Annotated in this window: 9 protein-coding genes; 3 read left to right on the top strand and 6 right to left on the bottom strand. The window is 68.4% G+C overall.

From position 1 onward, the window contains the following. Positions 1-16 precede the first annotated feature (16 nt). Together ACVJ6E_RS14240 and ACVJ6E_RS14235 are read left to right on the top strand one after the other, a co-directional pair. A complete protein-coding gene (locus ACVJ6E_RS14240; protein WP_120269515.1) occupies positions 17-1,981 on the top strand; it encodes an adenylate/guanylate cyclase domain-containing protein in 1,965 nt (654 codons plus the stop codon). 53 nt (positions 1,982-2,034) lie between these two features. Further along, positions 2,035-2,799 (top strand): hypothetical protein, encoded by a 765-nt coding sequence (locus tag ACVJ6E_RS14235; RefSeq protein ID WP_147421881.1) that lies wholly within the window; start codon positions 2,035-2,037, stop codon positions 2,797-2,799. A 16-nt stretch (positions 2,800-2,815) separates the two neighbouring features. On the opposite strand, the gene ACVJ6E_RS14230 is transcribed toward ACVJ6E_RS14235, so the two are convergent. From ACVJ6E_RS14230 to ACVJ6E_RS14215, 4 genes are all read right to left on the bottom strand, one after another. Beyond that, the gene (locus ACVJ6E_RS14230) at positions 2,816-4,054 is read right to left on the bottom strand and encodes an MFS transporter (protein ID WP_120269517.1); all 1,239 of its coding nucleotides are present in this window, start codon (positions 4,052-4,054) and stop codon (positions 2,816-2,818) included. A 129-nt stretch (positions 4,055-4,183) separates the two neighbouring features. Further along, complete coding sequence (locus tag ACVJ6E_RS14225) at positions 4,184-5,272, bottom strand: metal-dependent hydrolase (RefSeq protein WP_120269518.1); 1,089 nt, start codon at positions 5,270-5,272, stop codon at positions 4,184-4,186. A gap of 184 nt (positions 5,273-5,456) precedes the next feature. Further along, positions 5,457-7,574, bottom strand: a complete 2,118-nt coding sequence (locus ACVJ6E_RS14220; RefSeq protein WP_120269519.1) for a 3-hydroxyacyl-CoA dehydrogenase NAD-binding domain-containing protein — start codon at positions 7,572-7,574, stop codon at positions 5,457-5,459. 114 nt (positions 7,575-7,688) lie between these two features. After that, the gene (locus ACVJ6E_RS14215; RefSeq protein WP_120269520.1) at positions 7,689-8,516 is read right to left on the bottom strand and encodes a fumarylacetoacetate hydrolase family protein; all 828 of its coding nucleotides are present in this window, start codon (positions 8,514-8,516) and stop codon (positions 7,689-7,691) included. 182 nt (positions 8,517-8,698) lie between these two features. Between ACVJ6E_RS14215 and ACVJ6E_RS14210 the strand changes: the two genes are divergently transcribed. After that, a complete protein-coding gene (locus tag ACVJ6E_RS14210) occupies positions 8,699-9,457 on the top strand; it encodes an FKBP-type peptidyl-prolyl cis-trans isomerase (protein ID WP_120269521.1) in 759 nt (252 codons plus the stop codon). A 43-nt stretch (positions 9,458-9,500) separates the two neighbouring features. Here ACVJ6E_RS14210 and ACVJ6E_RS14205 read toward each other — a convergent pair whose 3' ends face one another. Together ACVJ6E_RS14205 and ACVJ6E_RS14200 are read right to left on the bottom strand one after the other, a co-directional pair. Beyond that, on the bottom strand, positions 9,501-10,130 hold the full coding sequence (locus ACVJ6E_RS14205) for a CDP-alcohol phosphatidyltransferase family protein (RefSeq protein ID WP_120269522.1): 630 nt from the start codon (positions 10,128-10,130) through the stop codon (positions 9,501-9,503). A gap of 29 nt (positions 10,131-10,159) precedes the next feature. Then, complete coding sequence (locus tag ACVJ6E_RS14200; RefSeq protein ID WP_120269523.1) at positions 10,160-11,755, bottom strand: FGGY family carbohydrate kinase; 1,596 nt, start codon at positions 11,753-11,755, stop codon at positions 10,160-10,162. Positions 11,756-11,758 lie beyond the last annotated feature (3 nt).

Raw genomic sequence — 11,758 nt, 5'->3', positions numbered from 1 at the left:
GCCGGGGGAGAGGCTGGTGACGACACGGCCGACACGTCGTAGCGGATGGCAGCTGGAGATAGCGGCCGTTCTGCTTGCCTCTTTGGTCGCGCTTGTGGCCGCCTCCCGGCTCGACCCGCTTGCGGGCGACATCGCAGTGGCCTTCGCGCCCTCGCCGCCGCCCGAGACCCTGTCCGAAATCGTGGTCGCCGTTGTGACCGAGGACACACTTGCCACCTTCCCCTACCGCTCCCCCATCGACCGCGAGTTCCTGGCCAATCTGGTGAAACGTCTGGACAAGGCCGGGGCCGCCGCCGTCGGCATCGACGTCCTGCTCGATCAGCCAAGCCTTCCGCAGAAGGACAAGGCGCTGTTTTCCGCCATCGACGAGGCCTCGCTGCCGGTCGTGCTCGCCTATGCCACCTCCGCTGACGGACTGACCGACCGGCAGGCCGCTTTTGCTGCAAAGAACGTCGCCAGCCGCGGGCACGGGCTGATCGCCCTGCCGCGCGACGAGATCGACGGTGTGGTTCGCCACCTGCCGCTGGCACGGGTCGAGGACGGCAAGACGACACGCACCTTCACGCAGGCCCTGATCGAGGCAGCCGGCGCGACGGCGGATGAGAGCATGGGAGACACGCGGTCCCGCATCCTTTACGGCAATGGCGCGCAGACACTGCAGAATGGCGCGCCCGGCCCGTTCCCGCTCTACCCTGCCCACCTCATACCGTTGCTCCCCGACGCGTGGTTCGCCGGCAAGATCGTCCTCATCGGCACGGACCTGCCGACCATCGACCGGCATCCGACACCGATGGTCGCCGGCCAGGGCAGCGCCGCCGGCACCATTCCCGGCGTGCTGATCCATGCGCACATCCTTGCCCAGCGTCTTGCCGGGCTCTCGCTCCCCGCCTCGCCGCCCTGGCTGCGGATCGCGGCGACGCTGGCGCTTGCCGGCCTTGCCGCCCTGGCGCTGTCTCTGCCCTTCCCCCCGCGCCGGCTGGTCCTGCTGCTGGCCCTCGGCCTTGTCGCCTATTTCGCCCTTGCCGCCTGGCTGGTCGCCAGCGGCACCTGGCTGCCGCCGCTCGTCGCCCCTCCCCTTGCGGCCCTTGCGACCGCCGGCGTGCTCTCCTGGCGACGATGGCAGACGGAGCGCTCGGAGCGGGCGTTCCTGCGCCTTGCCTTCTCGCGCTACGTCAGTCCCCCGGTGGTGGAGCGCATCGCCAGCGGGCGGCTGGCGCTGGAACTCGGCGGCGAGAAGCGGAAGGTCACCTATCTCTTCACCGATCTGGAGGGCTTCACCAGCCTGTCGGAGCACCTTGAGCCCTCCGCCCTGACCGACATCCTCAACCCGTATCTCGACGAGATGTGTCGGCTGATGACCGAACACGGGGCAACGATCGACAAGATCATCGGCGATGCCGTCGTCGGCTTTTTCGGCGCACCCGACGAAGATCCGGAGCAGGAAGCCCATGCCGTCGCCCTTGCCCTTGCTCTTGACGATTTCGCGCAAGGCTACCGGATGAAGGTTGCCGGACGCGGCATCCATCTCGGCGCGACCCGCATCGGCCTGCATGCAGGCGAAGCCGTCATCGGCAATTTCGGCGGTAGCCGCTTCTTCGACTACACGGGCATCGGCGACACGGTGAACACGGCGGCGCGGCTGGAGGGGGCCAACCGGTTTCTCGGCACCCGCATCCTGATGAGCGAGACGGTTGCCGCCCACTGCCCACCGAGCCAATGCAGACCGGCGGCCGATCTCGTCCTCAAGGGCCGCACCACTCCCCTGCCCTGTTTCGAGCCTCTCGCGGCCCGCCAGCGGGACCCGGCCTGGCAATCCACCTATCGCTCGGCCTTTGCCGCGATGCGCGCGGGCAATGCCGACGCAGCGAGCCTTTTCGAGGCCTCGTTGCGGCTGCGACCCGACGATCCCTTGGCGCTTCTGCACCTTCGCCGCTTGCAGGCCGGCGAAACCGGGACCACATTGGTTCTCGAGGGCAAATGAGGCAGACGATAAGATCCGCGCGCCACCGCAAAGGTTGCCGGCGCGAGGACTGGATGGACACGAGACCCGGGACTGCCATGCGCCAGACCGCTCTTTGCCTCGGCTTCGGCCTGCTCGCCGGCCTCAGCCCGGCCGCAGCACAGGCCGACTATGTCGTCATCGCCGCCAGCGGCGCGCCCGGCAACTATGCCGCCGGGACAGAGATCGCCGACGACCAGCAGATCGATCTTCCCGAAGGCGCCAAGCTGACTCTCATTGAGCGCAGCGGCCGCATGGTCGCGCTGGAAGGCCTGTATTCCGGCACCGTACCGCCGCCAGGCGGGACGGGCGGCGGCGATGCCCCCTCCACCGGCTGGAACGCGCTGAAGCGGCTCGTCGGCTCTGCCGAAGCCAGCTCCACCGTGCTTGGCGCCGCACGCGCCGGCGCCGGCGACATCCCCCCACCTCCCGGCGTTTGGGACCTCAGCACCGACAGTTCCGGCCCCAGATGCATACGCACGGGCGAATTGACGCTCTGGCGCAAGCAGGCGGACGAGACCCAGACCGTCTCGGCCAGAAGCGCTGCCGGCCGTCACGACGGCATCGCCTGGAAGGAAGGCGAGAACCGGCTTGCCCTGCCCGAGGGGATGGCGATGGAAGACGGCCGCATGGTCGTCTCCGTTGGCGGAGAGCTGAGGGATTTCGAGCTTTCGGTGATGCCGGAGGCGCTTGACGGGGCTCCCGCAGGACAGTTGCTCGCCTGGCTGGCGGAGCAGGACTGCCGCCGGCAGGCGCTCGCCCTGATCGCGAGCCTGCATGCCGGCGAGACCGTGGACTGAACCGACGAGCGCCGGTTCAGGCCGCCGCGGTCAACCGGCGCGGCCGTCCGCTCTTCACCAGGATCAGCACGATCACCGCGATGTTGACCATGTTCCAGCCGATGCCGTTCAGGAACGCCGCCTGGTAGGATGCCGTGAGGTCATAGATCCAGCCCGACATCCAGCCGCCCAGCGCCATGCCGACAATGGTTGCGGTGATCACCGCGCCGACGCGGCGTCCGGCCTCGCGGGCCGGCAGGTATTCGCGCACCACGATGGCATAGCTGGACACGATGCCGCCCTGCGACAGGCCGAAGATCAGCGACACCATGTAGAGCGAAGCCAGCCCGTCATAGGGGATGTAGAGGAACAGCGCGAGGCATTGCAGCACCGCCCCGATCAGCAGCGTGGGAAGCCCGCCGATCTTGTCGGCCAGCACGCCGGAGATCAGCCGGCTGGCGATGCCTCCGGCCAGCATCAGGGAGAGCATCTCCGCCCCGCGCGCCACCCCGTAGCCGAGATCGACGCAATAGGCGACGATATGCACCTGCGGCATCGACATGGCGACACAGCAGCCGAGCCCGGCAAGGATCAGCAGGAACTGCAGGGCGCCGGGCGACAGCGGTGTCGTGCGCACCGGCGGCGGCGGCTCCACGTGCCTCGCCCCGGCCGCCATGTGCGGCGCCGGCCGGCGCAGCAGGAAGGCCATCGGCACCAGCACGGCAAGACAGACGCAGCCTGCGAGAATATAGGCCCCACGCCAGCCGTATTCGGACATCGCCGCCTGCAGCACCAGCGGCCAGATCGCCCCGGCGAAATAGTTGCCCGACGCGGTTGCGGAGACGGCAAGGCCGCGCCGTTTGGCGAACCAGTGCGAGACGTCGGCGAGCAGCGGACCGAAGGTCGCCGCCGAACCGAAGCCGATCATCGCCCCTTGCAGCACGGTGAAAATCCAGATCGAACTGGCCTGCGAGGCCAGCAGGAAGCCTGAGCCGAGCAGCACGGAGGCCAGCGCCAGCGGCACCATGACCCCGAGGCGATCGACGAAACGGCCGATGAACAGATTGCCGAGCGCGAAGCCGATCATGGTCGCCGTGTAGGGCAGCGAGGCATCCGCCCGGTCGACGCCGAACTCGCGCTCCACCGCCGGCAACACCACCACCACGGACCACATGCCCGCCCCGCCGATGGTGGCGAGGAACATGGAAAGCCCCAGCCGTGCCCAGGCATAGCCGCTGTCGACACCGCCCGTGTCGTGTGTCCCGCTTCCCTGCATGGCGTGAGCGTCCTCCCAGTTGCCCGCATGTCTCCCGCATGCAGGCTTTTTCAACCGGTTACTACCCTCCGCGGGGTCTTTCAATGTCAATCGGCGGCACCGCCAGAGTGACGTAGCGGCGCGAAGTCGTTAGCAGGCGCGGGCCTGGCGAGGTTCGGCAGCCTCGTTCTCCGCGAGCGCCGTTTCGGCGGCCTGCGCCTCGGCCGGGCGCAGGAACGGCCGGCCCCAAAGCCGCGCCAGTAACCAGTCGCCATCGCCCTCACTGGAGCGCCGGTGGGACATGTCCCGCTCGGGCACGATGGGTGCGTATCGGCCCTCGTCCCGCTCGGCGATCTCGAAACGGAACACGTAGGCCGGCGTCAGCCCCATCCGCAGATCCGAGACGACGAGGCGGTTCCCCAGTTCCTCTATCCGCAGATAGCCACGGCTGAACCAGTCGAGCTTGGCATAGGCGGGATTGGCCGCAAGGCACTCGGCGAACCTGCCGCCCCGGTCGTGGGTGTAGATCGTCGGAGGACTGTCGGCGTCGAGCAGCGACAGGTAGAGATTGTGATAGCGCTCGTCCTCCATGCCGATCACCTTCCACACCACCGTGTTGAAGGGAGCAGCGATCGCGAAGACCCGCTGCGGCGCGATCCCGGCTTCCGCGAAGATGCGGCTGGCGCGGGCTTCCATATGCGCCTGCAGCCCGACCGTCAGCGCCATATAGGCCGTGCTGAGCACCAATGCGGCAGTGTTCGCCCGTGAAAAGCGCGGCGACCATTCGCGCCGGGCCAGCGCCCAGACCGCGACCGCGAGCAGCGGCAGGGTATAGAGCGGATCGATGATGAAGACGGAGCCGACGCCTACCGGATCCGGAAAGATCGGCCAGAACAGCCGCGTCCCGTAGACCGTCATCGCGTCGATCAGCGCGTGGGTGGCGAAGCAGAGATAGACCGTCAGCCAGACGAGCAGGCGTCGCTCGCGCAGCGAACGGAACAGCCTGACCAGAACCTCGCCGAAGACCGGCGCCGCCAACGCCTGGATGAACAGCGAATGCGTCGCCCCGCGATGCAGGACGAAACTGTCGACCGGATCGGCGAAGGGCAGCAGGACATCGAGATCCGGCAACGTGCCGAGCACGCCGCCGACCAGTGCCGCCCGGCGCGGGCCGAGGGTCTTGCCGAGGAAGGCGGTCGAGACGGCGGCACCGAGCACGAACTGGGTCAGGGAATCCATCGGCGGCTCTTGTCCAGGGCAGGTACGAAAGCGGCGCGGCGGAGCTCATCTCCGCCGCGCCCGCCTCGTGACATTCGGGCGTAATCGCGTTGCGCCCTCACATAGGGTCCGAGGACATCTGCCGCCAGTGCGAACGCCTTTCAAAGACAGCACACAGGCACCGACGAGGGCCGTACGGTGTCGTTCAATCGCGCTCGTTCAGCGAGGCAAAGGTCTTTCCCTCTTCCGCAAGGCGGACCAGCAGCGGCGCCGGCTCCCAGAAAAACGCGTCTTCCGCACCGAGGCGGCGCAGTTCGGCGAGCACCGTGTCGAGGCCGAGCCTGTCGGCATATTGCATCGGCCCGCCGCGCCAGCGCGGGAAGCCGTAGCCGGCCAGCATCGTCACATCGACATCGAGCGGGCGCAGCGCAATGCCTTCCTCGACGATCTTCGCCGCCTCGTTGATCATCGCCGCCATGTAGCGCGAGACGATCTCCTCGTCGGTGAAGCTGCGCGGCACGATGCCCTTGGCCTCGCGCTCGGCCGCGATGATCGCCTCGACCTCCGGATCCGGGCTGCCTCGGCGGGCGCCCGCCTCGTAGAGATAGTATCCCCGGCCGGTCTTTTGGCCGAACCAGCCGCGCTCGCAGATGCGGTCGGCGATCGCCACCGTGCGCTCGCGCGGATCGCGCGTCGCCGCCCGCCGCTTGCGCCCGGCCCAGGCGATGTCGAGGCCGGCAAGGTCGCTGACGGCGAAGGGACCCATCGGAAAGCCGAAAGCGACCAGCGCCGCATCGATCTGGTAGGGGCTCGCCCCGTCCTCGACCATGTAGTCGGCGGCCTTGCGATAGGTGTTGAGCAGCCGGTTGCCGATGAAGCCGTCGCACACGCCGGCGCGCACCGCCACCTTGCGCAGCTTCTTCGCCAGCGCAAAGCCGGTGGCGACTACATCCGCCGCGGTCTTGTCCGCCACCACCACCTCGAGCAGGCGCATGACATGGGCGGGCGAGAAGAAGTGGAAGCCGATCACGTCCTGCGGCCGCGAGGTCGCCGCTGCGATCTCGTTGACGTCGAGATAGGACGTGTTGGTGGCCAGGATCGCCCCTGCCTTGGCGATCCCGTCGAGCCGCTTGAACACGTCCTTCTTGACGTCCATGTCCTCGAACACCGCCTCGATCACGAGATCGGTCTCGGCGAGCGCCGAGTAGTCCGTCGCGGTGGAAAAGTCGCGCGACAGGATCTGGTCCCGCCGTGCCTCGCTCAGCTTGCCGCGCCGCACGCCGTCGTCGAGCAGCTTGGAGACGATGCCGCGGGCGCGCTCCGCGCTCGCCTCGTCGCGCTCCACCAGCGTCACGGGTAGGCCGGCATTCAGCGCAGCAACCGCAATGCCGGACCCCATCGTGCCGCCGCCGATGACGCCGATCGAGGCGACCTCGCGCGGACTCGCCGCCTCCGCTTCCGGGATCTTGGCGACCGCCCGCTCGGCCAAGAAGGCATGGATCAGGCCGGCTCGCTGGTCGGAGGCCATCAGCTCCTTGAAGAACTCGCGTTCGCGCGCCATTCCCTCAGAGAACGGCAAGTCGTAGGCCGCCTCGATGGCGTCGATGGCCACCATCGGCGACATCTGCCCGCGCGCCGACTTCTTCGTCTTCGCGCGCCAGTCGGCGAACAGCGCCTCGTCCTTGGCTCCCGGATCGATCTCGCCCGAGCGCCGGCCGGTCGCCTCGCCATCGGCAAGACGGCGGGCATAGGCAAGGCCGGCCACCAGCGGGTCGTCCCCGTCGACGACCGCATCGATGATGCCGAGCTTCAGGGCCTCGACCGCTGCCACATGGCGACCGCTGGTGATCAGGTCTAGCGCGGCGGCTGCGCCCGCGATGCGCGGCAGGCGCTGCGTCCCGCCTGCGCCGGGCAGGATGCCGAGCGTGACTTCCGGCAGGCCGACCTTGGCCGAGGCCAGCGCCACGCGGGCGTGGCAGCCGAGCGCCACCTCGAGCCCGCCGCCGAGCGCTGTGCCGTGCAATGCGGCCACCACCGGCTTCTCGCACGCCTCGATGGCCGCGATCACGTCCGGCAGGAACGGTTCCGCCATCGGCTTGCCAAATTCGCGGATGTCCGCGCCGGCGATGAAGGTGCGGCCAGCGCCGTAGATCACGCCTGCACGCGCCTGATCGTCGCCGGACAGCCGCGTGACGGCTTCTGCAAGGCCGGCCCGCACCGCCTGCGACAGGGCATTGACCGGCGGATTGTCGACCGCGATCACGGCAATGCCGTCCTGAACGGAATAGCGAACGGGATCGGTCACGAGGCAACTCCTTGGCATGTGGCGAGAGTCCGGCGTCCCTTTTCAGCCGGCGGATTTGGGCCGCAGTTTAGGGAGCGGCCCAACTGTTTCAATCCTAAAATATCTTGGCGGCAACCGCGCCGCGCGCGCACCTTACCCCGTAAAGGCGATCGCCATGTCGGCAAGCGGCAGTCCGGCAACGCGCGTCTCCCAGCTCTCCCCGGGCACGACCGGAAAGGCCCGCGTCAGCGTGCCCGTCGTCACCACTTCCCCAGTGGAGACCGTGCTCGCCAATGCAGTCGCAGGCAGCCCGTCCACCATCGCCTTCAGGGCGCTCAGCGGCCCGCCGAGCACGTTTTCCGCGCGGCCGCTGTCGACCCGCTCGCCGTTGCGGTGGAGATCCAGCGTGAAGGAGGAGAGCCGGTCCAGCCACTCGCCCCGGTTCACTGCTGTGACCGGCGCGAAAGGGCGATGACGCAGCAGGCCGTGCAGGGCGAAGGCGGCAACCGTATCGGCCGCCTGGAACCGCCAGTCCGGATAGACCGACTGGACGATCTCGAAACCGAGCGCCACCCCGTCGATCCGCTCCAGCAACTGCGCTTCGGAAAGGCCCGCCTCGAGCGGCGCAGCGATCCGGAAGACGATTTCCGGCTCGATCCTCGGCTCCACCAGATGCCCGATGTCAGTCTCCGCCGCCCCTTGCGCAGGCGCCTCGGCCAGCGTCGTGTCGTAGACCGGCCCCCAGATCGGCGCGTGCACGTCGTATTCGTCCCAGATGGTCCGGTTGGTGAAGCCGATCTTCCAGCCGCGCGGAGTTTCGCCGCGGGCGATGCGGGCCGCGCGGATCTCCGCCGAGACCTGATAGGCGCGCGCAAGGCCGAAGGCGTTATCCCCGTCGGTGATCGGTGCGCAGGAGCCTGCCTCGCCGGCGATCTTCAAGAGCGCTGCCGCGTGGTGCCTGTCGCCATCCGAAATCTGCAAAGCCGTTCCTCCCGGTTATCCTCGTTGGTCGCGCGACACGATGGCCGCGCTCCGACCCTGTGGCAAGTGGCCTCGTCGGCTCGCGAAGCGCTCGCCTTTCCGCATGGCTGTCCCCGCGCTATCTTCGCGGCGGCGAAACCAGCTTTCGCCAGACCCCGGAACCGCCAGCGAAAGGCCCCCTCATGCTGCGACTTCTCCAGGCATTCCTCCTGCTGCTGCCGCTGACCCTTGCAGCGCATGCGGAAGAACTCCAGATCCGCGATCTCGTTACCGGCACCGGCGAGGAAGCCGTGCCCGGCGCCACCGTGACCGTGCACTACACCGGCTGGCTGATGGACGGCACCAAGTTCGATTCCAGCCTCGACCGCGGCGAACCCTTCTCCTTTCCGCTCGGCGCAAGCCGCGTCATCCGCGGCTGGGACCAGGGCGTCGAAGGCATGCGCGTCGGCGGCAAGCGCGAACTGATCATTCCGCCGGAGCTCGGCTATGGCGCGCGCGGTGCCGGCGGCGTCATTCCGCCCAACTCGACCCTGCGCTTCGAGGTGGAGTTGCTGCGCGTTTCCAAGGCCAATTTCGGCACGCTCGACAACTCGCAGCTGAAGGAGCGGCTGGCATCCGGTGCGGTGCTGGTCGACATCCGCCGACCCGACGAATGGAAGGAGACGGGCGTCATCGACGGCGCCCGGCTCATCACCTTCTTCGACCGCGAGGGCAAGGTGAACCCCGGCTTCATGGACGAACTGGCAGCTGTCGCCGGAAAGGAGGACCGGATCGTCTTCGTCTGCCGGAGCGGCAACCGCTCGGAGGTTCTGGCGCGGTTCCTCAGCGAACGGGCCGGCTATACCGCCATCGACAGCGTCGGCCAGGGCATGGTCGGCTGGATCGCCGCGGGCAATCCGGTCACCGACGCGAAAATGCCCGAAACCTGCTGGCTCTGCTGAGCTCCGCCGGAGCCGCCCCGAATTTCCGGATTATCGTTTTAATTCAGTCTTTTCCCGCACCATCCGCCGCCCGCAACAGGGCGACAGCCCGACGCATTCGCTGCACCGACGTCAGATGCGCCAGCAGCGCATAGATGCCGAGCCCGACGGCAATCGTCGACGCCGGCGCGATCCCGGCAAGCGACAGCCCCCCGGCAACCAGTAGCATCGCGCTCAGGAAGATGATCCGCTCCAGCCGCTCGAAGAAGTCCGGCCACGCCTCGTTGCGGATCGGGATCTCGATGGCCGTGCGCGCCTTGGCGTAGCTGGTCAGAACACCGCCGGAGAAAGCCAGCAGCGCCAGCGCCCAAAGGTCGTTGACCGCCGCAAGGGCGGCCAGCACCGCCAGCTCCTGGTAGCGGTCCACCATCGCATCGAAATAGCCGCCGGACTTGGTGCACATCGACCGGCGCCGCGCCACCGCCCCGTCCAGCGCATCGAACGCGAAGGCAAAGGCCAGCGTCAGGCCGAAGACGGCCGGATTGCCGTGCCACAGGTAGAGCGCCGAGGTCACACAGATCAGGACGAGCCCCGTCGCCGTGACCTGGTTCGGCGTCATCCCGATGCGCACCAGCGGGGTCGCCATGCTCTCCCAGAGCGGGTCGATATGGCGCTTGAACAAGCCGTCGATCATTGGCGCGGTTCCGTTTTTTCCAAGAAAAATCAGCGATAAAGCGAGATCAGCTTCGGCCTGTGCCGGTCGAGCAGCGCCGCCCGCCGGTCGGCCCGCGCCACGCCCTCGCCCTCAGGGTCGTAGGTCAGCGCCTCGCCCTGGGTGAGGGCCGCGGCGGCCGCCTCGACGCTCGGATACCAGCCGAGGCCGGCCGCGGCGATGGCACCTGCCCCGCGCACGCCGGCAAGGCGCGGCTGGCGCACCACGACCTGCAGCTTCAAGGCGTCGGCCAGCATCTGCGCGAAATGCGGGTTGACCGCACCGCCGCCGACCAAAGGCAGCGGCAGGCCGGCCTTCAGCCCCTTCTGCCGCGCCACCTTGCTGAGCGCCCAGCGCATGTTCAGCGCAACGCCCTCCAGCACCGAACGCAGCAGCGCATTGCGGTCGTGGCTGACGGAAAGCCCTGTAAAAACACCGCGTAAGCGGTCGTCATCGACCGGCACGCGCTCGCCGGCAAGCCAGGGCACGAAGAGCGGATCGCTGTCGCGCAAGGGACCGATGCCGGCATAGAGCGCCTCGAGCGAGGCGTCGTCGTCGCGCGCCGCGCCGCTCTCCCCGCCGCCGAACAGCCGTGCGGCCCAGGCGAAGGCGGACCCGGCGCTTTCCTGCGTCGCGATCAAGAGCGGCCGATAGTTCACGCTGGAGGATATCGTTGCGTAAGAGTGGAAAATATCGATCCTTCTGGAGGGGAAAAAGCCGCTGAGCCAGGCGCTGGTGCCGGCATAGGCGTGCAGTTCCCCGTCTCCGGTCGCGCCCGAGCCGATGGCGGTTGCCACCACGTCGCCCGCCCCGGCGATCACCGGCAGGCCGGCGGCAAGGCCGAGCTCTGTCCCCGCCTGCGGCAACAGGCCGCCGACGGTATAAGTTCCGTCGACGATCTCCGGCAGCCGGTCGAGCGGAATGCCGAGCCGGCCGGCGAGATAGGGCGACCACCCTTCCCGGCCGGGCCGCGTATCCATCATCCAGGTCAGGTTGGCGCTGTCCGCCGTGGTGACGAAACGCCCCGTCGCCCGGTGCAAAAGCCAGTCCTTGACGTCGAGCAACCGGGCCGCCGCTTCCCACACCTCCGGCTCGTGCTGCTTCAGCCAGAGCATCTTGGCCGGAGGGTCCATGCCGTTGTGCGAGGGCGCACCGTTGGCGATGCGCGTCCAGGTGTACAACTTGTCGAGCCGGTAGCCGGCGAGCGAAGGAAATCCCCCGTTCATGGCGCGCGACAGAGAGCCTGCCCGCTTGTCCAGCCAGACGATGGCCGGGCGCAAGGGGCGCCCCGATTGCTCGACCGGAATGACGCCGCACATCTGCGCGCAGAAGACGAGGGCGGAGGCGCGCGAGGATAGATCGGGGATCTGCGCGGCAAGATCGGCGATCCCCTCGCGCAGCGCCGACCACCAATCCTCGGGCTGCTGCTCGGCGCGGTCAGGCCCGGGAAGGCTCAAGGGGTAGCGACGCGTTGCCGTCGCGATGGCGGAAAGGCTGCGGTCGAGCGCCGCGATCTTGACGCCCGAGGTGCCGAAATCGGCGGAAATGATCAGGCCGCGCTCATTGGAGCCCGAACCTTTTCCCCCTGCTGCGTTGTCGCCGATCACCTG

The organism is Stappia sp. G46H5W, assembly GCF_058448995.1.
The sequence above is the reverse complement of the archived record's forward strand: the minus strand, read 5'-3'. Positions and strand labels throughout refer to the sequence as shown.

Coding starts and splice junctions, on each gene's coding strand:
- ACVJ6E_RS14235 (WP_147421881.1), top strand. CDS start 2,035: ATGGACACGAGACCCGGGACTGCCATGCGCCAGACCGCTCTTTGCCTC.
- ACVJ6E_RS14230 (WP_120269517.1), bottom strand. CDS start 4,054: ATGCAGGGAAGCGGGACACACGACACGGGCGGTGTCGACAGCGGCTAT.
- ACVJ6E_RS14225 (WP_120269518.1), bottom strand. CDS start 5,272: ATGGATTCCCTGACCCAGTTCGTGCTCGGTGCCGCCGTCTCGACCGCC.
- ACVJ6E_RS14220 (WP_120269519.1), bottom strand. CDS start 7,574: ATGCCAAGGAGTTGCCTCGTGACCGATCCCGTTCGCTATTCCGTTCAG.
- ACVJ6E_RS14210 (WP_120269521.1), top strand. CDS start 8,699: ATGCTGCGACTTCTCCAGGCATTCCTCCTGCTGCTGCCGCTGACCCTT.
- ACVJ6E_RS14205 (WP_120269522.1), bottom strand. CDS start 10,130: ATGATCGACGGCTTGTTCAAGCGCCATATCGACCCGCTCTGGGAGAGC.